At 39.6% G+C, this 20,688-nt stretch carries 21 protein-coding genes, 1 pseudogene and 1 riboswitch; of the genes and pseudogenes, 13 read left to right on the plus strand and 9 right to left on the minus strand.

The features are described from left to right. Nucleotides 1–8: 8 nt before the first annotated feature. The 5 genes from AA980_RS18565 (at nucleotide 9) to AA980_RS18585 (ending at nucleotide 5,730) form a co-directional block, all read left to right on the plus strand. Entirely contained in the window at nucleotides 9–1,130 is a 1,122-nt protein-coding gene (locus tag AA980_RS18565) for an ABC transporter ATP-binding protein (protein WP_152681178.1), read from the plus strand. Further along, on the plus strand, nucleotides 1,099–2,766 hold the full coding sequence (locus AA980_RS18570) for an ABC transporter permease (protein ID WP_024026949.1): 1,668 nt from the start codon (nucleotides 1,099–1,101) through the stop codon (nucleotides 2,764–2,766). Before AA980_RS18565 ends, AA980_RS18570 begins: the two co-directional genes overlap by 32 nt. Before the next feature lie 59 nt (nucleotides 2,767–2,825). Further along, nucleotides 2,826–3,968, plus strand: coding sequence for an ABC transporter substrate-binding protein (locus AA980_RS18575; RefSeq protein ID WP_024026948.1), 1,143 nt, complete (start codon nucleotides 2,826–2,828; stop codon nucleotides 3,966–3,968). Between the two features lie 8 nt (nucleotides 3,969–3,976). Continuing rightward, on the plus strand, nucleotides 3,977–4,843 hold the full coding sequence (locus tag AA980_RS18580) for a hypothetical protein (protein WP_024026947.1): 867 nt from the start codon (nucleotides 3,977–3,979) through the stop codon (nucleotides 4,841–4,843). 83 nt (nucleotides 4,844–4,926) lie between these two features. Beyond that, nucleotides 4,927–5,730 (plus strand): prohibitin family protein, encoded by an 804-nt coding sequence (locus AA980_RS18585; RefSeq protein ID WP_024026946.1) that lies wholly within the window; start codon nucleotides 4,927–4,929, stop codon nucleotides 5,728–5,730. Nucleotides 5,731–5,777: 47 nt separating this feature from the next. Here AA980_RS18585 and AA980_RS27300 read toward each other — a convergent pair whose 3' ends face one another. Together AA980_RS27300 and AA980_RS18595 are read right to left on the minus strand one after the other, a co-directional pair. Then, nucleotides 5,778–5,918 carry a hypothetical protein gene (locus AA980_RS27300; RefSeq protein WP_156351160.1) on the minus strand — a complete coding sequence of 47 codons (141 nt, stop codon included), beginning with the start codon at nucleotides 5,916–5,918 and terminating at the stop codon, nucleotides 5,778–5,780. Between the two features lie 23 nt (nucleotides 5,919–5,941). Further along, nucleotides 5,942–6,027, minus strand: a riboswitch (cyclic di-GMP riboswitch). A gap of 80 nt (nucleotides 6,028–6,107) precedes the next feature. Next, nucleotides 6,108–6,611, minus strand: coding sequence for a sigma-70 family RNA polymerase sigma factor (locus AA980_RS18595; RefSeq protein WP_024026944.1), 504 nt, complete (start codon nucleotides 6,609–6,611; stop codon nucleotides 6,108–6,110). 302 nt (nucleotides 6,612–6,913) lie between these two features. Here AA980_RS18595 and AA980_RS18600 point away from each other — a divergent pair, with 302 nt between their 5' ends. Then, a complete protein-coding gene (locus AA980_RS18600) occupies nucleotides 6,914–7,447 on the plus strand; it encodes a VanZ family protein (RefSeq protein WP_024026943.1) in 534 nt (177 codons plus the stop codon). Between the two features lie 112 nt (nucleotides 7,448–7,559). Then, nucleotides 7,560–8,369 carry a protein phosphatase 2C domain-containing protein gene (locus AA980_RS18605; protein ID WP_024026942.1) on the plus strand — a complete coding sequence of 270 codons (810 nt, stop codon included), beginning with the start codon at nucleotides 7,560–7,562 and terminating at the stop codon, nucleotides 8,367–8,369. A 219-nt stretch (nucleotides 8,370–8,588) separates the two neighbouring features. Here AA980_RS18605 and AA980_RS18610 read toward each other — a convergent pair whose 3' ends face one another. The 5 genes from AA980_RS18610 to AA980_RS18630 all read right to left on the minus strand — a co-directional run bounded on the left by AA980_RS18610 (nucleotide 8,589) and on the right by AA980_RS18630 (nucleotide 12,375). After that, complete coding sequence (locus AA980_RS18610; protein ID WP_024026941.1) at nucleotides 8,589–9,065, minus strand: hypothetical protein; 477 nt, start codon at nucleotides 9,063–9,065, stop codon at nucleotides 8,589–8,591. A gap of 446 nt (nucleotides 9,066–9,511) precedes the next feature. Then, on the minus strand, nucleotides 9,512–10,252 hold the full coding sequence (gene tatC, locus AA980_RS18615; RefSeq protein ID WP_024026940.1) for a twin-arginine translocase subunit TatC: 741 nt from the start codon (nucleotides 10,250–10,252) through the stop codon (nucleotides 9,512–9,514). Nucleotides 10,253–10,410: 158 nt separating this feature from the next. Further along, complete coding sequence (locus tag AA980_RS18620) at nucleotides 10,411–11,418, minus strand: NAD-dependent epimerase (RefSeq protein ID WP_024026939.1); 1,008 nt, start codon at nucleotides 11,416–11,418, stop codon at nucleotides 10,411–10,413. A 5-nt stretch (nucleotides 11,419–11,423) separates the two neighbouring features. Next, nucleotides 11,424–12,017 carry a protein kinase family protein gene (locus AA980_RS18625; RefSeq protein ID WP_024026938.1) on the minus strand — a complete coding sequence of 198 codons (594 nt, stop codon included), beginning with the start codon at nucleotides 12,015–12,017 and terminating at the stop codon, nucleotides 11,424–11,426. 127 nt (nucleotides 12,018–12,144) lie between these two features. Then, a complete protein-coding gene (locus AA980_RS18630) occupies nucleotides 12,145–12,375 on the minus strand; it encodes a hypothetical protein (protein ID WP_024026937.1) in 231 nt (76 codons plus the stop codon). A 375-nt stretch (nucleotides 12,376–12,750) separates the two neighbouring features. On the opposite strand from AA980_RS18630, the gene AA980_RS18635 reads away from it, so the two are divergent. The 4 genes and pseudogenes from AA980_RS18635 to AA980_RS26545 all read left to right on the plus strand — a co-directional run bounded on the left by AA980_RS18635 (nucleotide 12,751) and on the right by AA980_RS26545 (nucleotide 16,187). After that, a complete protein-coding gene (locus AA980_RS18635; protein ID WP_024026936.1) occupies nucleotides 12,751–13,299 on the plus strand; it encodes a signal peptidase I in 549 nt (182 codons plus the stop codon). A 127-nt stretch (nucleotides 13,300–13,426) separates the two neighbouring features. After that, entirely contained in the window at nucleotides 13,427–14,500 is a 1,074-nt protein-coding gene (locus tag AA980_RS18640; protein WP_024026935.1) for a hypothetical protein, read from the plus strand. Nucleotides 14,501–15,193: 693 nt separating this feature from the next. Then, a pseudogene (locus AA980_RS18645) lies at nucleotides 15,194–15,730 on the plus strand (FMN-dependent NADH-azoreductase). 157 nt (nucleotides 15,731–15,887) lie between these two features. Then, nucleotides 15,888–16,187, plus strand: a complete 300-nt coding sequence (locus tag AA980_RS26545) for a S8 family serine peptidase (protein ID WP_407937471.1) — start codon at nucleotides 15,888–15,890, stop codon at nucleotides 16,185–16,187. 43 nt (nucleotides 16,188–16,230) lie between these two features. On the opposite strand, the gene AA980_RS18650 is transcribed toward AA980_RS26545, so the two are convergent. After that, a complete protein-coding gene (locus AA980_RS18650) occupies nucleotides 16,231–17,070 on the minus strand; it encodes a S8 family serine peptidase (RefSeq protein WP_024026931.1) in 840 nt (279 codons plus the stop codon). A 626-nt stretch (nucleotides 17,071–17,696) separates the two neighbouring features. Next, nucleotides 17,697–19,166, minus strand: a complete 1,470-nt coding sequence (locus AA980_RS25880) for a sensor domain-containing diguanylate cyclase (RefSeq protein ID WP_051427095.1) — start codon at nucleotides 19,164–19,166, stop codon at nucleotides 17,697–17,699. A 92-nt stretch (nucleotides 19,167–19,258) separates the two neighbouring features. On the opposite strand from AA980_RS25880, the gene AA980_RS27305 reads away from it, so the two are divergent. Then, nucleotides 19,259–19,486 (plus strand): hypothetical protein, encoded by a 228-nt coding sequence (locus AA980_RS27305; protein ID WP_156351159.1) that lies wholly within the window; start codon nucleotides 19,259–19,261, stop codon nucleotides 19,484–19,486. Between the two features lie 111 nt (nucleotides 19,487–19,597). Next, a complete protein-coding gene (locus AA980_RS18660; RefSeq protein ID WP_024026929.1) occupies nucleotides 19,598–20,686 on the plus strand; it encodes a CotS family spore coat protein in 1,089 nt (362 codons plus the stop codon). The last annotated feature ends 2 nt before the right edge of the window (nucleotides 20,687–20,688 follow it).

Genomic DNA, 20,688 nt, shown 5'->3' on the forward strand with positions numbered 1-20,688 from the left:
GTATGACCGTGACACAAGTCAAGATTAATCAAGTATCAAAATATTTTGGGGATGTTTTGGGAGTCGACAATGCAACAATCCATATTCAAGAAGGCGAATTCTTTACACTTTTAGGTCCAAGCGGCTGTGGAAAAACGACGTTATTACGGACATTAGCGGGCTTTTATCGTCAAGAAGAAGGGGATATTTTCTTCAATGATGTATGTATCAATGATTTGCCAACACATAACCGGAATATCGGTATGGTGTTTCAAAGCTATGCGATTTTTCCACATATGACCGTTTTTGAAAATGTTGCTTATGGATTAAAAGCACGAAAGGTGAAAAAACAGGATATTCAAACGCGGGTAATGGAAGCGTTGGAAATGGTGGAATTGGCCCATTTAAAAGACCGCCAGCCTTCTAATATGAGTGGCGGACAGCAGCAGCGGATTGCGCTTGCACGAGCGATTGTGATTCATCCGGGGTTATTGTTAATGGATGAGCCGCTTTCTAACCTGGATGCAAAACTGCGTTTGAAGATGCGATCAGATATTCGTGAGCTCCAAAAGAGATTGAATATCACTACGATTTATGTCACCCATGATCAGGAAGAGGCATTAGCTGTTTCGGACCGAATAGCGGTGTTAAAGAACGGAAAAATTCAACAAATCGGCAAGCCGCATGAAATTTATTTAACTCCTAAAAATCAATTTGTTTCAAACTTTATTGGTTCAACCAACTTTTTGAGTGGGAAAACGAGTTCTTCAAGTGCTGGCAGCATGACGGATGTTGAAGTCCAGGGGATCCGATTCGCAACAAAGCTCGTCAAGCAATATGAAGGAAACATTATCTACTCCGTTCGGCCGGAACAAATTAAGGTCAAACGGGAGCATAACCGATATCCAGGACCGTTTATCAAGGGAAGAATAAGAGAAGCTGTATTTTTAGGTGAAAAGGTCGAATATAAGGTGGAGCTAGCCCATTCTGGAGATCTGATTCAAGTTCATGAACACGCTGTACCATATCATTTGCTTATGTCTGAGGGGGAACAGGTTGAACTCTATTTAAATCCTGAAGAATCCGTTATTTACTCAGAGGGTGGAGAGGAGGCGCTTAATGATTATGGAAACAGCAGCAAAACGAACTAAACGTATCAAATGGGATTTTTGGACAATCGTTACGGTTGCTGCGTTTGCCTTAATCCTGCTGTTTCTCGTCTATCCGTTGTTTAATATTTTTGCCGCAAGTTTTTATTACGATGGAAAGTTCAGTTTGGAAACGTATAAGGACTTTTTCACGCTTAAATATTATTATGGGTCACTGATTAACAGCTTGATTGTCTGTGTCTCCGCCACTTTTTTTGCGATCTGTATCGGGGTTCCGGTTGCCTATATTATGACAAGATTTGATATACCGTTTAAAGGTGTTTTTCATATCTTAATTATTCTTACGTTATTATCGCCGCCGTTTATTGGTGCCTACTCATGGATTTTAATGCTTGGTAATAATGGATATATAACCAACCTGTTGCATGATTTAGGGATAAACGTAAAGTCGATTTATGGACTGCATGGCATGATTTGGGTGTTTACAATCCAATTTTATCCGCACATCTATTTATATGTCTCCGGCGCCCTTAAAACGATTAATAGTTCACTTGAAGAAGCAGCTGAAAGTTTAGGAAGTACAAGGTGGAGAAAGTTTCGGACAGTGACCATGCCGCTGATTTTTCCAACATTGTCAACAGGGGCATTGATGGTTTTTATGGCGTCGTTCGCAGACTTTGGGACCCCTATGCTTCTAGGGCAGGGAATCAAGGTGTTACCTATTTTGGCGTACGAGCAATTCATTAACGAAATGGGTTCGAACCCGGCCATGGCAAGCACGCTTAGTATGATTTTATTAGTGGTAAGTACAAGTATTTTGTTTCTGCAAAGATATCTCGTGACGAAAAAGTCCTTTTCGATGAGTTCGATGCGGCCGCCAAAGGTCATCAAACTAAAGCCGCTTCAAAAGTTTTTTGCTATTGCTTTTATGCTCGTTGTGATAGGGGTCTCGATGATTCCTCAAGCAACGGTGATTACGACCTCCTTCTTAAAAACCAATGGACCGGTTTTTACAAATCAGTTCAGTTTAGATAGTTATCGGGAAATTCTATTTAAGGTACCGCAGGCCATTATTCATACCTTTACCTATTCATCGATAGCGATTGTGTTTATGGTTATTTCCGGTTTGCTTTTATCCTATGTAATTGTCCGAAGAAGCTCGAAATTAAGCTCTTTATTAGATGCCCTTATTATGATTCCGTATGTTATTCCTGGTACGGTATTAGGGATCTCGTTAATCATCGCTTTCAACAAGCCGCCGTTGTTCTTAACAGGAACATGGATTATCTTAGTCATTGCCTACTGTGTTCGAAAGCTGCCTTATACGATGCGGTCAAGTACAGCCATCCTTTATCAAATTGATAAAAGTGTGGAAGAGGCCTCGATTAGTTTAGGTGTTCCGCCAATGAAAACCTTTTTTAAAACTACGGCTGTATTGATGCTGCCAGGTGTATTATCCGGGGCAATCCTAAGCTGGGTGACAACGATTAACGAATTAAGTTCAACAATCGTTCTTTACGCTGGAAGTACAGCGACAATTACCGTTACCATTTACCGTGAAGTATTCACAGCAAACTTTGGTACAGCCGCTGCATTAGCGTCGATTCTATCACTTTGTACGATCCTATCTTTAATTATTGTGAATCTGATATCAGGGAAAAAGGGGATTCCTGTGTAATCATGAAGTTGCTCTCTGCTGTATAATAGTCATAGCACTCTTTGATAGGGGACTTTGATATGAAAAAATTACTGCTATTATCCAGCATACTTGTCGTGATTCTATTAAGCGTCCTTCTTTATTCACTCAAACCGGTGGATGAACTGAATCATCAAGCAGGTGTTAATCAAAAGCTGGTTATCTGGGCCTACTCACCTGCTTTTATCGAGCTTGCAAAAGAATACCAAAAAGAGCATGACAATATTGAAATTGTCACAAGGCTTGTAGAAAACCCGCAAACATTATTAGAGGAATTAAATGTTGCAGCATCAGCGGGAAATCCGCCGCAGCTAGCGGAAATCCCTTCGTATTACGGAATCTATCCTTTCATTCAGTCCGATTCAATCAAGAATGTAGACGAATATTTCTCAGCCGAAATGAAAGAGGATAGTGTGGGTTCCATTATCAAACGGTTTATGTATCATGATCAGCTGTGGGCGATTCCATTAGGGTATCAAATTCCGTTACTTTATATGAATGATACAATTCTTTCTCCCTATCATGAACAATCCACAAGCATAAGTTTTGACGAATTATTAAACGTAAGTAGGAAAATGAAAAATAAAGGGGTGTGGGGGCTTCGTGCAGATCCATTATATCCATGGTATATTTCTAACTTTTTAAAAGATGAATCCTTAGATTTACCTCAATTAAGAGAATCTGTTTGGGGAAAAGCAAGAATAGAAGACGGCTTGTTTCCCCCATATACCTCTCATTTGGCCATCACAGAGTTTGTGAACGGCAAAGGGGGCATGTTGCTGAGCACATCAAAAAATCTATTTTTAATAGAAAAACAGATAGGCAGTAAATTCAAATGGAGTACATCACAGCTGCCGATTGATAACAAGAATTTGATTCCAAATGGAAGTGGAATCGCCGTATTTAAACAGACGCCAGCACTTGATGGCATCGAGAAACCATTTTTGGCATATTTACTGGCTGATGAGAATCTGAAATCCCTGGCCATTAAGGAAACCTTTATTCCTGCATATCAACATTTAATTCATAACAACGATTATGTTAAATATTACCGGCAATTCCCAGGTTACCAACAGGCCATTATGAATAGTTTACAGGCAGCGGGTCAGGAAATATCTCCAGATGATGAACAAGTTTGGAAGACTCTTGAGGAAACGGATAAAAAACTAACTGAAAATAGGTGATGGCAAAGATGGGTATGTCAATAATTGAATCACTATCAATCGGGAAATTGGGGAATCCGGAATTATCTGAAGACTTATTTGTCTTCACGGCAGACTTTGTTGCCGTTGTTGATGGGGCAACAAACATTACCGGTAAAAAATTGAACAATAAAACGCCGGGAAGATTAATAGCTGAAATTGTAAAAAGTACGATTGAAACGTTGCCAAGCGATACAACACTACAAAATATGGTTGCGATAATTAATAGACATTTACAGGAAACCTACAAGGAACTAGGAATTTTGGAGGAAATAGAGGAACACGCCTGGATGGCCCCAACGGCCAGCCTCATTGTCTATAGCAGGTTTTATCATGAGGTTTGGCAAATAGGTGATTGCCAGTGCATCGTTGATGGCAGGCTTTATATGAATGAAAAGAAAATTGACGAGATTACGGCAAACGCCCGGTCCTTATTTCTAGAAGCGGAAATTAAAAAAGGAAAAACGATAGATGAACTATTATTGGATGATCCGGGTTGGGAATTTATCCAAGAATTGATCCAGCAGCAATATTACTTACAGAACGACAGAGAGAATCAATATGGATTCGAAATTATTAACGGCTTCCCTGTTGATTTTTCAAAGGTACGTGTGATAAAGGTACCGGACGATGCTGGATACATTGTGCTAGCTTCTGACGGTTATCCATTTTTAAAAAATAGTCTGGAAGAATCAGAGGCAATATTACAGTCCGTTTTAAAACAAGACCCACTATGCTTCAGAACATTTAAATCAGCCAAAGGTCTAAAAAAAGGGCAACAATCTTTCGACGACCGAACCTACCTCAAATTTACTGGGACATGGGGTAGGCATCTCGACCTGATTACTGAAAGATGAATATTCCCAATGCGGGGTAAGAAGCCTATCCCCGGCATAAAGGCCGATCCATTTTCATAATGTTTAAGGGGAGGGGATTCTGAATGAAATATATGAAATCGATTATAAGCGTACTCATTGCCATTGTTATATTAGTTGTACTCTTTGCTTCTGTTACAACTGTAGCTTCTGGAAATAGAGGAGTGCTTTTGCAATTAGGGGCCGTAAAGCCGACCATTTTAACGGAAGGGTTTCATTTTAAGATTCCGTTTATCCAAACCGTTCAACTTATTGAAGTTCGGGTACAAAAGGAAGAAAGTTCCCAGACGGCAGCTTCAAAGGATCTCCAAACAGTTACAACAAATGTGGCAGTAAATTTTTCTGTCGATCCGGGAGTGGTGAATAAGCTCTATCAAGAAATTGGATTGGACTATCGTTCCCGAATTGTTGAACCCGCGATTGCCGAATCACTAAAAGCGATAACAGCACAGTACACGGCAGAAGAATTAATTTCCAAGCGTCCGGAAGTATCTGCGAAAGTGAAAGAAATGCTCGGAAAAAAATTAACAAAATATTATATGATTCTAGAAGATATTAATATTAAAGAATTTGCTTTTAGTGAAGAATTCAATAAAGCGATTGAATCCAAACAAACTGCGGAACAAAATGCGTTACGAGCGCAAAGAGACCTAGAAAGAATTAAAATCGAGGCTGAGCAGAAAATCGCTCAAGCAGGTGCAGAAGCAGAAGCATTAAGATTGAAAAAGCAAGAAGTAACACCGGAATTAATCCAATTAAAACAAATTGAGGTCCAAGAAAAAGCATTGGAAAAATGGGATGGCCGCTTGCCAAGCGTCACAGGCGGAGCTACACCATTTATTGATTTGAATGGGCTTACGACAAAGTAAAGGGACTAGGGCCCTCTCCCGGTAAGGGAATAGGGGCCAGTCCCTCTTTAAGATATTTTGTTAGCTAGAAATGTCACAAGGGTGCTAAGGATGATGGTGGCAATCATGATCGATCCATATAGAATGCCTTTTTTCCTCTTTTTTTGATAAATTACTTCTTCTGGTGTTAGCCACATTTTTTTTGACATCAATGATTCTCCTTTTTCAAATTGATGGTAGCTGGCTGGCTTTGTCAAAATAACAGAAGCCCCTATAGCTTTGCGTCATCACTTTTCAGTGACTTTGCCCTTTAATTAGTGCCACGAAATATTATACTCTAAGATCAAGTGCCTGTCATCGTCTAATGGACAAGTTTACAGCCTCCTCGTCCCATATCCTTATAAATGAATATCCTCAAGCGGGACAAGGAGCCTCTCCCCAATTTTCCTTTTGGCGCTGCTTCGCCATTGTTTTACAGCGGAGACGGAGACGTGTTCTTTTTCGGCAATTTCTTTGATCGTTAAGGTGTGCAGGCATGAGGCGAGTACCCATTTTGTTTCTTTTTCCGTTAGGTCTGTGCAATAGGAGAGGAGCAGCTCGGCCTCTAGGTGCCGGGGCAAATCTTGATCCTCGATGGTACCCCAATACTCTTCCTGTGGATGAAATGTTCTCTCCTTCTGCTTAGCGGCAGCTGCCAAGTCTGTTAACAGCCGGCCTTTAATATACGAATAGGCATAGTTGCTGAATTTCCCCTTTCCTACATCAAAGCCCTTACTAGCTTCCCAAAGTGCTATTAAACCAGTTTGGTAGAACTCCTCCTGGTCATGAAAAATATTTAGTGAGAGAATGATCCGGTGAATCATTGGTTTATACTGCTCGGCTAATTGTTCAAAGCTTTCCACTTGCGAATCCTTTTGGGACAGCGCGCTTCCGGTTATTCCTAGGTAGCTCTACCATACTGCGAAAAGTGAGTTTCATCGAATTCGTTAAATTCACTTTTGAACCGAAAAAAGCGGGATACATTCATGTTTTAGGCACTTAAAAATTGCTTTTAAATGTAATTTTGGCTGTTTTGTGAGATTATTATAGGAATTTTGTAAAAAAAGTTATGACGTAATGCCTTGGCGCATTTAACCATTTGGTCCTGTTCATCGGTATGATAGAATAAAGTAAAATTAGTCCCAATTCAGGAAGGATTTTAACGATGTCTTACTATAGAAAAATTAAGTTCTGCTTACCATGGATTATCGTATTACTTTGGATGCTGCTAATCTTCAAGTTATCGGCGCAGCCGGCCTCCCATTCCGATCAGCTTAGCAGGGGAGTTACAGCAGTAGTGGTGGAAACCGTTAAGCAGATTACCCCTGTAACCGATGTAACCGTCGATAGATTAGATCATATTGTAAGAAAAAATGCGCATTTCTTTATTTACCTAATGCTGGCAATTTGGGTGTTTAATGCGCTGTTAAGAAGTAGAATAACTGGAATAAAGGGCTTTTTCCTAACAATGGCTATCTGCGTCCTTTACGCCATGTCCGATGAATTTCATCAGGTATTTGTTCCAGGAAGAGGTCCTGCGGTTAAAGATGTGCTCATTGATAGCGCTGGAGCCCTTGTCGGGATTGGGATCTATAAATTAACTGCGCTAGCGATAAAAATCCGAAAGCGTGAAAGAACGAGCTGGTGTCGTAATGCCAGAAAAAAAGGCACGCGCCCGATTACAAAGAGCGGGTCTTAGTAACCTTGGGTGCCTGACACCATTAAGGTCAAATATGTTTCGAGGCGCATATAAATAAAACAGCTGCATTTAAACATTTGCGATTTTCTTTTAAAAAGGAAGCTTGATAACGATGAGGGTTGAGTCATTTTTAAGGAGAGCCCCTTCAAAAAGTGTTAGCGAAGATGCCATTGTATTAAATGAAAAAATAAATGTTTATGGGGTTTTTGATGGAGCGACACCGTTAACCTCCTTCCAAGATGAGCAGGGGATGAATGGTGCCTATTTAGCAGCCAATATTTTTAAAGATTATTTCACAACACGCTACCCGGAAAACCTTCCCTTGATTGAGGGGGTTGCGGTGGCTAATCGGTTGTTGAAGGCTCACATGGAGAAATACAAGATTAATCAAGAAAAGTATGTACACCTTTGGTCAACATGTGCGGCCATCATCAAGTTTGAAAAGGATGGCATGGTATCTTTTGCCCAGCTTGGAGATTGTATGATCGTTGCCGAGTATCAAAACGGAATGATAAAAGTCCTGACAAGGGATACCGTAAAGGATATCGGTTACCGAGCGAGGGTTTGGCGTGAAGAGCTGCGTAAGCAGGGAGTTCATATTCCTGATGAGGAGTATTTTCAAGATCGTAAAAGGCAACTTTGCTTTAATCGTACACTCGCGAATAAACCGTTTGGCTACAGTGTGGCGAATGGATCAGAAGAGGTTGCCCATTTTATTCAGCATGGTCAAGTGCGGGGCAGCGAACTGAAAGCGATTTTGCTGCTTTCCGATGGCCTGTTTCACCCCAATTTTTCATTGGTTGAAACTTTTAAAAAGATACGGAATGCCAATGTTTCTGATTATGTGCTTGATTTAGAAGGACATGAGATAAAGAATCAGCTTCGTTCAGATGATAAGGCTGGTATCATGATTAGAATTTGAGGCTGAAGAAACCTAAAATAATACCCCCGTAATGAAAAAAACGGAATACTAGGATTGTTTTAAATTGCCATTTCGGCAAAAAAACCGGCTAAGCCTAGATTGGCTTGCCGGTTTTTTAGGTTGAGCAATTATTGAAGAGCTTGGATTAACTAGTCTCTTACTATTTCTGTTTGTTCGAGGCGGATTGCCGCCAATCCATTAGGCGTGTCACGACGAATGTTAATTCCTCGATTCATACTGGATTGGGTCTGGGATCCATCCACTTTCATCCAGTTCGGAGTTTGTTGGCATCGATTCCATTTCCTTGCCGAGGCGTTTCATCTCATCTACATCCCGTGCCATCGAACCATTTTGTGGTTTATGGGCAGGGGGAGGAGCGACCTTTCTTTCGAAAATATTTCGCAAATAATCGGCAATTTCATAAAGCTTGCTTTCCGCAGCCTCCATGACAGGCAGTGGAATTCTCTTCTCACCATATAGAGAAGGTACTCCAAGTTTAGCATCATTCGGTCCGCTGGCATTTTGATCAATAGGAATTTCTAACCAATAGATTGATTCAGTGGAGGAGTCTCGCAATGGGGCTCTATACTTTACTGATTCGTCAATGCCGGTCATTGTAAATCCCTGACTGGTCAACATGGAGTGTACCTTAGCAAGTGGCTTCTTTTCAAAAACGAGCGCTTTCGTTTGCATCATGCATTTCATCTCCTTGAATCGATTTTTTTTGGGCGGCAACATTTCCGCTTATCGCTGTTTACCCCGAAAATCTGGGGGGTAAACATTTTTTTTGGAAGTTATGTGGGACGAGGGGACAGGCACCATCCGGTTACCGTAAATTTAATTAGTGTCATAAGTCTATGATTTCCAGTAATTATCCAGCAAATGTCGTAAGTTTCGTAAAATAGGTAGTAAGTGGCTGGGAAAATGTCATAATTCGCTAAAAATATGTCGTAAGTTTCACAGGATTACGTGAATTTCCAATTAATAACCAGCAAATGTCGTAAGTTTCGTAAAATAGGTAGTAAGTGGCTAAAAATATGTAATAAGTCGCTAAAGATATGTCGTAAGTGCTCAAATATATGTCGTAAGCCTCGTAAAAGAAAAAAAGGCTGGATTCATCATCTGAATCCAGCCTCCGCAAATTAACCTATTTCCACCGAATCTAGTAGATCCTGGCGCTTTTGCTTCTTTTTATAGACAATTTTCGCTAAGAAGATACTAATTTCAAATAAGAGTATCAGCGGTACTGCTACTGATAGATGCGACATGATTTCTGGGGGTGAAATCATCGATGCGATAATGACGAGTATGAAATAGGCATACTTTCGCAGTTTCACCACTTTATAGGGATTTACGATGCCCAGGGTGGTTAAAAACATTAATACCAGAGGCATTTCAAAGGCGATGCCGAACGGCAGTGTCATGTTAATTAAGAAACCAATGTATTTTTCTGCAGTAAACGAAGGGACCATTAGTCCGTCGCCCATTTTCAGCAGAAACGTCATAATGTTTGGAAAGATAAAAAAGTATCCGAATGCAAGCCCCGCCAGAAAAAGAAAAAACATCGCCGGTATATAGGATAATGCCGCCTTTCTTTCAAACGATTTCAAGGCTGGCTTTACAAAAAGCCAAATTTGCCAGGCTAACACAGGGATGGTTCCGGCAACGGCGATGATGGTGGCCAAGTGGAAGAAAATCCAGATGATATCACTGGGTCCCAATACCATGAGCTTATAGCCAAGATTCCCCATAAAAAAGTTATAAATATCTTTTGCAAAGAAAAGTCCAAGAGCAAGAAAAAGAATAAAAGCAACAGCGGTAATGATCAATCTTTTTCGTAATTCATCCAAATGATCCATTATTTGAAGCTCGGTATTTTTCATAGAGGTGCTCCTCAATTCTAGGATAATATGTATTATACCATCCGAATGTTGCATCCTTCCACGCAAAATTTGTCGAATAAAGAAACCTTCGCAATTCACCAAATGCAGTGGGACGAGGGGGACAGGCTCCTCGTCCCATAGGTTCAAGGAGCTTGTCCCTATGTCCCATAGTATTTTTTGTACCAGTCGACAAATTGTTTTAAGCCTGTATCTATTGTAGTTGTGGGGACAAAGCCGATGTCTGCCTGCAGGTCGGAGATGTCGGCGTAGGTTTGCTTGACGTCGCCGGGCTGCATGGGTAGAAATTCAATTTTAGCTTGTTTCCCGATTATCTTCTCCAACGTATGAATGAAATCAATGATATTTACGGGGTTATTGTTGCCGATATTATAAATTTTGTATGGGGCCATGCTAGAGCTCGGGTCAGGGCTGACGCTGTCCCAGTTAAGGTTGGCCAGCGGTGGCCGATCAATTAATTGAATGATGGCCGCGACAATATCATCAATATAAGTAAAGTCCCGTCCCATGTTCCCATGATTAAAAACCTTAATGGGCTTGTCAGCGATAATATTTTTTGTGAAAGAATAATAAGCCATATCTGGTCGCCCCCAAGGACCGTAGACCGTAAAGAACCGAAGGCCTGTCGTTGGAATCTGAAATAAATGGCTATACGTATGGGCCATTAATTCATTCGCCTTTTTCGTGGCGGCATATAGACTGACGGGGTGATCAACGGTATCTTTAGTGGAAAAGGGAATGTTCGTATTTGCCCCGTAAACAGAACTCGATGAGGCATATATCAGGTGCTCTACATTAAAGTGCCGGCACGCCTCTAAAATATTGATAAAGCCAACTACGTTTGAGTGCACATAGGTATGTGGGTGGTCAATACTATAACGGACCCCTGCTTGAGCGGCTAAATTTATCACGACCCCAATCGATTTCTCTTTAAAAAGTTGTGTTAACTTGTCCTTATCGGCTAAATCTATTTGATAAAAATCAAAGTGCGTGTGCCCTTCTAATATCTTAAGACGGTCTTTTTTTAAACGAACATCATAATAGTCATTGAGATTATCTACCCCGATAACATGATGATTTTGCGCTAACAAATGATGTGCTAAGTGGAAACCAATAAAACCTGCCGCACCTGTCACTAAAATGTTCATGATCCTCATTTCCATCCTTTATCAGGCAGCGGAATCGGTTTTTTTGTCCAAGCAGCATAGGTTTTGCGATCAATCGCTTTCACTTGTTTGAGAAAGGAATCTAAAAATCCTCTTTCCCGAAGGTCTTTAAATAATTCGAGAGGCCTGTCCTGTTCACGAGAAAACGAGTACACGTGATCGACTAGTTTAAATCCCTTGCTCGTGATATTAATATGCCGCAGCGGAGCATCAATTAGCGTGAAACCTGATTTTTTCATAGTGGTTAACATAAATAATAGTCTACTTGTAATCTCTTCGGTAAGCTTAGTTTGTTTTTTTAAATACGTATTTATATCGGGTCCTGATAAATATTCCATGACAACATAATTGGGGCCAGTTTCATAAACTTTTAGGATAAAAGGCAGCCCCTGGGATGATAACAGCACCTTTTGCTCTCGTTTTGCATGTTTGAGATTCCCATAAAGTTTGACGCATTGCTCTTCTGAGATGCGGTAAACAGCGCCTTGAGCACCAATTCCAATCAGCGAGTAGTTGGTCGGATTATCAATCACGACCGTTCTTTTTCCCTTGGTTACAATAATCGATTTAAAATCCTTCATCCGTATCCCCCCTCTCCTCTCTTTCCTATCCTTATCAAATATCGTATGCAGCATGGCAGCGATTAGTGTGGGACACTGGGACAGGCATATTGTCCCGATTTCTCTAAAATGGGACATTGTGCTGTCCCTAGCGATTGGTCACTTTTCTAAAGAGATTATACTCCTCTTGTAATCTAGGTAGGAAAGGTTCCGGAAAGGGTACTCCAAAGATGGTGCCGCTGACAGTAAGGGTAAATTCGCTAGAACCGATAAATATCCCCTCTGCGACAATCAATCCTTTTATAAGTAAAATAGCAATAATAATATCATTGACATCAATTAATAGAGTTGCGTTTTTGTTCCCATGCATGCCTTCCAATCTTTGGGTACCCCCCTGTGCATATAGCATTTCCTCTTGGCAGTGGTTGACATTCACCTGATTACAGAAAAACCGTCATTTAAAACATTAAGGTTGTTCCCTTTGATGAGTTGTACCAGTAAAAATACCTTCCAAAACCAGGGTGTTTTTTTTATAACAATAAAATGTTCTTTATAATGAATTTGTTCTTGATATATTACATAAAACCAACTATAATCAAATTAAGCGTTCTTGAATAAGAACGAAACAAATGAAAACTGCTTAAAAACGAAGTGAATATATCTCCAATGAAATAACACTAGAATGATTGGAATAAACCTACTATTAGTAAAGTTTTGGACAGGCATCTTGATTAGCTAAGGAGGAGTAGTGAAAATGGTAAAAAGAACGTTCAAGTGGATAGGAAATATTATCTTTGCTTTATTAATAATCATGAGCATTTCCGCGCTTTTTTCTATATTACAGTCAAAAAAAGAACCAGGACAGATGCCTTCAATATTAGGGTATAAGGTCATGACAGTGCTATCGGGCAGCATGGAACCACTCCTCAAACCAGGTGACATTGTCGTAGCCAGGCCAATTGATTTGGAAAAAGTTAAGGTAAATGATGTTATTACATTTAGAAATAACCAGCACACATTGGTGACTCATAGAATCATAGATTTAGTTACTAACGATGGAGAAGTATTTTTTCAAACGAAAGGTGATGCAAATAATGTGGAGGATGAGGGCTTAATTTCATCGGAGCAGTTAGAAGGATCGCTATTTTTTTACATCCCAAAGGCTGGGTATATAGCGAATTTTTTACAAAGTTCGATGGGTATCATTCTTTTGGTTACAGTTCCATTACTTATTTTAACAATTGGGTTAGTGAAGAAGATCTTTACGGTCAACAGGCAAGAAAAACGAGACCTTAAAGTATAAACACGAATCCCAATGTTAATATAAAAAAGTTTGTAAGGAGGGTGCAGATAAAAATTATCCAATAAAAAGAAGTAAAGAACAATATGAATACAGAAAAAGAAGAATGTAACTATGGAGGGAATATTCTATGAAAAAGAAGTCTATTATTAGTTTGTTTTCGGTAATGGTTCTAGTAATTGCTATGTTAGGTACTGTGGCGTACTTTTCTAAAAGCTTCACCAGTGATAAGAACATAGCAACTGCTGCAAAGTTTAATGTTATCGCCGTGGATTCAAAAGGAAATGCAATTGGGGATGGTCAATTTAACCTAGGTGATGAATTAACTCCAGGAATGGATGCACTTGAAGCTTATAGTTTCAAAATAGACAAAAATGGAACGAAAGTACCGGTTGAATATAAGGTAAATTTCACTATGACAGGCGATTTATTCCCAGGAGATAACAGTTCACCTGTAGAGCTAACGTTACAAAGTAAGGATGGGGATAATTGGGTCGATGTTGATTATTCTAAACCAATTACACCACAAAATGAAGTTGAAAACTTTAGAGTAATGGCAGCTTGGCCACATGGCGATAATGATGCTGATTTCGCAGGTAAAACTGGGAATATTAAATTAGAGGTTATTGCTACCCAAGTAGATGGGAATACCGTAAAAGAAGCTAAAAAAATGTATGACGAAGCGAATAATGCGTTAAATGCATTGGACGCAGTTGGTTCTGGGTTTAATGTGGGCAACTTCTCAAAAGCTCAATCAAATGCAGTTCAAGCACAAATCGATGCTTTAATAGCATATGTTAATGGATTACCAAGTAGTAAAGGAAAAACTGATTTACTAGCAGATGTTGCTAGCTTGCAAAGTGCGCTTACTAAAAAAGTAGAATCTCGGTATGTTTCTTATGAAATAGATACAAAATACACGAATTTAACTCAACTAGGATTGAAATTGTCAGCTGATCATTCGGGTCAAGTTATTCGAAATGAAGAAGCTAGGGCAATGATGGTTTCTGCCCAATATCAAGATTATGGAAAAATGTTTAGCATGGAATACCATCCTGCTACTAAAAAAGATGCAGCAATTGGAGATCAGTTTAAATATGGATTACGATTTAATGGTGGCGTTAAAACAATTGACGTAACCTTCACAAATTTAGGCGCAGGAAAATGGAAGATTGATAGTGATTGGTTAGTAGAAAAAAAATAAGATACTACATAGATGGGATTTGACCCCATTTATCAGGGAGGGTCATTAACACTGTGAATACGGTAAAGAATGACCCTTTTTGCTGTGAAAGCTAGATGACTCTACTCAATTAAAATCAAACAATTAATGGAGCAGCTGAAGTTCCTGGCCAATCTAAAATTGTCAACTTTGAATTTGCGGAAGGTCTCCCAGGTGGTGGTAATGCAAGTTGGCTTTTTAATTTTGATGATGGAGAAGGGGCTAAATTTACTTTATTACAAACTGTATTTGACTACTCTCCACCAGAAGCTAATAGATTTGATGGTAAACGCCTCGCTCAAAACTTAGTAAGCGACCTAAATACTTTAAACACTGATCCAGTTAAAAGGTTTAGAGATAGCTGGCAAGTGACAAACAAAGGAACACAAGTTATCTTCACTTCAAAAGAGCAAAAGGATTTTAAGAATATAACAATTACGGCAACAAAACAAAGAGAGCTTAGTGTTGAAGTTAAAGCTACAAATACATATTCATCGTATTTTCTGAGCCATAATAAGGTCCCTTGGTAACTCGAGGGATTTTCTTTATTCTAGGTAGAATAAAGTACCTTAATTTCCCGCTATAGGAAAGGTATTTCGCTTGACGTATATTTGCGTTTGGATATTACTAATTCAAGATATTCACAACAATGATAACTAAAGGAGAATTCATATTATGAACGTATTAGTAGTAAAAGCAAACAATCGTCCAGCTTCACAAGCTGTTTCAAGTAAAATGTATGAAACTTTCATCCAGAACTTAGAAGGTGTAAATGTAACAACTTACGATGTTTTCGATGAGGATATGCCTTACTTCGGTCAAGAGTTATTCAACGCATTTGGAAAAATGCAAGCAAAGGAAGAGTTGACTGATGTAGAACAACGTATTGTAGAGGCAAAACAAAAAGCAATGGATGCCTTACAGTCAGCAGATGTCGTTGGATTTGCTTTCCCACTATGGAACCTAACAATCCCAGCTAAATTACAAACGTTCATCGACTACGTATATGCAGCTGGTTTCACATTCAAATATAATGAAAATGGCTTCAAGCTATATTAAAAAGGTAGTGGCGGCGTATTCGGTATGGAAATCGTTGACGAAGTGATTATCGAGGGTCATAAAGCAGCACCAGAACAAGCTGAAATGATTATTGCGGAAGGCTTAGCAAAAGTGGCCGAGGCTGCAAAACGTTTATCACCAATATTGGTTTAGGAATTTCAGAATGTTGGTAAAGAGTAGGTAACCAAAAATATCTACTCTTCACCGTTACCCTGTAGTATTGCTTATTGGTCAATAATTTATCTATCTTCCCTGATTCCCTTTCGGTACAGTAACAGTTCCATATGGCATTAAAGGCCTGGCTCCAAAAATAGACTTATATGCTTACCGGGTTCTTGGTGCCTATGGAAGTGGAGCGAATTCCGGAATCATTGCCGCAATTGATAAAGCGGTCCAAGAGAAAATGGATGTGATTAACCTATCACTTGGCAGCACTAGCAATAGCCAAACTTCATCTGATGCGATTGCGATCAACAATGCAGTCCTTAACGGAGTAACTGCCGTTGTCGCAACAGGTAACAGCGGTCCAAATAGAGGTACTATTGGCTCACCTTCAACAGCGCCTTTGCGATTTCAGTCGGGAACTCCACGATTCCGGAAAAGACGATGAAAGGCGATGTCAATGTTCAAGTAGAAGGTCCCTCCCCTGCAAGTTATAACCTAAATGTAATGGGCTGGATATTACCCTGTGCCGCAATGATCCCGGCAACGTGGGTGCCATGTTCGGTGTAAAAAGAACTGCCGTTAGAGTCGAATTCCGCTTTATTTGCCGGTCGATCTAATGGTGTCGTTTCATATGGGTCATCGCTAGCTCGATCTCGAGTGTAATTAGTTCGGCTGGATTGATCAATGAAATTATAGCCGCCTTTGTAAATACCTTGGAATTCAGGGTGGTAGTAGTCAATTCCTGTATCAAGAACTGCAACCTTTACGTTTTGTCCTTGATAGCCTAAATCCCAGACGTTTGGAACATTAAGAAATTGTCCAGCGGTATTTGGATCAGGTGAAATAGCGTCGTTAGCGACCGGATTGCCTAATGCCTTCATTTCAACGTCAGGCTCAACTAATTTTACGCCATCCATTTTTAATAGATTTTTCACTTGGCTGGCCTTTAATTTGAGAGACACGCCGTTGAAAGTATAATTATAGGCAAAATGAATTTTCCCTTTAATCCCTTTTGAATTTAGTTGGTTCTCAAATTTTTTCTGTTGTGCTTTTACTTTTTCTTGGACATTTTGTTCGTCCGTTTTTGTGAATTTTTTCCCGGAGATTTTATTAATTCCTTTTTTCAAGGCAACAGGCATTTCTGATAATTCCACAATGACTGCAACCTCTTCATCTCCGGAAAGATTTTGTAAATCTGAATGTAGAACCGGGCCCTTATTTAAAGCCGTCTTTTGTTCAGAAATAATTGCTCTCATTTGAGATAGTGTTTCCCGGCTCAATTGCTCATTTGCTGCTTGCATCTCTTCCGTTTCAGCAGACCCGACCATTGGGAAAATTATACTAAAAATTTGGAAATAAATGATACAAGTAGTATTTTGGGGAATCGTGTCTAATTTTGCTGTCGATAAATGCGGAAAAGGAGAATAATTCTCCATCACAGAGGGATGAAGGACAAATCGGTTGAGTAATCGGAGAGATAAGTCCCTCATGAGGGCGATGAAGGACAAATCGGTTGGTAAAACAGAGAGATAAGTCCTTCATGAGGACGATGAAGAAAAAAATAGTGTTGTTCTCCTCCATAAAAAAACTACTTAGACAAAGTATCTAAGGAGTGGATGTTCCTTCTTCTATTGTTGTGTTGGAATCGGCTTTCGCTGCTGACTCAAAAAGAAAATGACGCCTTGTCCCTGTTTATTAAAAAAAATAAAAATTCTCCTATTTTAAAAGAGAGTTTAAGGTTTTTTCTAATGATAAGGGAACGAACAACCAAAAGAAGTTATGATTTTATCAAAAATGTTTGTTGGCTGAAGGTAAGGAGCTGTTGCTTTGGCACAATAAGCCACTATTTGTGACCATTTTTCGAACGAACGGTAACAATCCGCTTCAAAGTCGAAGTAGAAGAGGTTCTATTCAGGAAACTCCATCAATTCTGTAGATAAGGAAATGATATTTTCTAAGTGGGACAAGTGCGTGTCCCCATGGTTTTTCCCTGCTTATTTTTATACATTTCCTGGTCAGCCAATTCCAGAATTTCTTCTAGTGAAATTACTGTTCCAGGTTTGTGATGGTAATATCCGTGGCTGGCAGAGATTTGGTAGGGCTTTTGACCTGTTTCGTTCATGAACTGGAAGTCCATACTGATGTTGCTCCACACCTGATGCACGGCCGCCATTTGCTTTTGGAAAAATAGAATGATAAATTCATCTCCGCCGAGGCGGAAGAGGACATCTTTTTCATCAATATGCTTGTTTATTGTTTTACAACACGTTTTAATCAGGTCGTCACCGGTGGAATGACCATAATTATCGTTTGCTTTTTTTAAATCGTTAATGTCGATATAGCAGAGAATAAATTCCTCCGCAGCGGGTGCGTCGCTTAATCGCTTCTGTAGCAGCTCGATGCCGCTTCTTCGATTCCTAACCCCTGTAAGCATATCAATCGAAGCGTATTTTGAAAGCTCTTCTTCCTTTTCTTTCATGGCTGTAATATCCGTCGTCCCAATTAAAATGCAGTTCTCATCTAAGTAATCGACCATTTCAAATTGAAGCATCGACCATTTTCTTGTGTCAGCGGTGATTTGTTGTTCGGTCACATAGCTTTTGATAACTTTTTGCTCCTCCAGCCTTGTTAATATGTCTATTTTTTCCTGAAGATTTTGGAAAAGGAAATTAGCATCTGTCTGGCTAGGATCCAGATGGTAGTATGTGATGGCCTGATGGTTCATAAGTAATATTTCACCATTCGACCGTTTTGCCAGGATTAACGGGCTCGGATTCATATGAAATAATCGGCGGAAGCTTTCCTCATTCTTTCGCAATTTCAGTCTGTTTAGAAAATCATTTTTTCGAAAGGCATAGAAGGTTAGGACAATCATGTACGAAACGACAACGGCGCCAGTTGAGTTAATAAGTTTCATTAATAACGAATAATTATTTGGTGCAATCAGGATTAAACCGATTACAAACAATCCATGTATCGCAGAATATGAGAGTACTAGATGTTTCGGCGGAACAGGAAAAATGACTGCTACCCCAAAAATGATAATGAGATAGGCGTAAATATTACCAGTTAATAATTGACTATTAATCGAAGAAATTGCCCCGATCAATAAATAGAGCAAGATATAGCTATTCACCGTCCGTGTTTTGAAGACCTTTTTGCCGCTGCAGTAAATCATCAGGAAAATAACGGAGATAACAAGACCTGATAGGTGCACACCTGCAAGGACAACTTTGTAAGTAGGATTTGCAAGGTTGGTTAATAGAAAAAAGTCGACAATGAAAAAAATAGGGTAGGTGAAAATAAGCATATACGAAACGAGTTTCAGTCGCTCATAGAGAATATCATAGTTATAAATAGTAAACTCTTTCGTGGTGGTATTGGTGGTGGAGTTCTTTAGTTTGCCAGTTAGAAGATTTATCATGAAGGACCTCAAAATGTATCATCCTTTTATCCGTTTATTTACAGTAGTTTAGCATAGAATTGAGTGGCTGTCATGGTGGGGAAATAAGGAAGATGCTTTGGTCTTGGAAGAAGAAGACACCGAGCATTAATTCACTGGATGTCCTTCCTCCATTGTGTGTGGATTCGGTTTTCGCTGCTGACGAGAATGGCCCTTTTCGTTTAAGAAGAGCCAATTCCTATTCGAAGCAATCCAGTCCATATACGGTGCCAAGGAAGCATGCTTTTCTAAAGAATCCGCACCTAACCTCTCACCATGCTTGGACAATCACATATGATTAAGTATGACCATTTGATTATTACTAAGCAGAATAGGACGATTTCTAGAGGATTTCATTCCTAGTTAGAAATGTTTTGCACTTTTTGAGTGCTCAAAAGGGTAGGAGGGATATATTGGATAATATTGTTATCATTCCATGGGAAGTGGATGAGCTTACGCATGAATTCTTTGTTCCGGATTATATTAATACACTGGCAGCTGAGGTTTTGAAACATTATAGTTTTCAAGTTAAGAGCGTGCAGGTTGTGACAACGAAGCCCGACAAAGGTGGGGCCATATGGAAACTTGAAACGAATGCAGGGCCAAAAAGTTTAAAATTGTTACATCGTAGACCGACAAGAAGTATGTTTAGCCTTGGAGCTCAAAAATACTTAGTCGAAGTTCAGAAAGCAAGAGTTCCAGGAATCGTCCAAACAAATAATGGACAAGAGTACATTGAGGCAGGCGGGAAATTATGGTTTGTTGCCGAGTGGATTGAACCATTGGCACCGGTAACAAAAGATTTGGAAGGAGCAAAACAGCTTTGTTATGCGCTTGGTGAATTCCACCAGTTAAGCAAGGGGTATATTCCACCAAGTCAAGCGGAAATTGCTTCAAGATTGGCCAAATGGCCAAAAAGCTATGGAAAAGTCATCACGAAAATGGATTGGTTCCGAAACATTGCTAGGGCTTATAAGGAGATGCCGGCAAGTCAATCGATATTGAATGTTGTAGATACATTTCAAGAACAAGCGCGAAAAAGTCTAGCAGACCTTAATCAATCGAGTTATTTGTCGTTAGTAGAACAAGGGAATAAGAGTTGGGGACTCGTACATCAGGACTATGGTTGGTCAAACGGCCAAATGGGACCGAATGGTATGTGGATTATTGATCTGGATGGTGTCGCCTACGACCTGCCAATTCGTGATTTAAGGAAACTAATTTCGGGTACGATGGCCGATTTATATAATTGGGATGTAACATGGATACGAGAAATGATAAGGGCTTATCATGAGGCAAGTCCACTAACACCTGAACTTTATGAACTATTAATGATCGATTTCTCCCTTCCTAATGAATTTTACAAAAATATTAAAGAAGTCGTATATGAACCGGAACTTTTTTTAAATGAAACAACAACTCAATTAATTCAAACGATCGTCGACACGGATCAATCAAAATGGCCTGCTTTAAATGAAATTCAACATGATTGGAGGAAGTAGGG

The organism is Neobacillus vireti, assembly GCF_001026695.1.
Taxonomy (GTDB): Bacteria; Bacillota; Bacilli; order Bacillales; family Cytobacillaceae; genus Neobacillus; species Neobacillus vireti.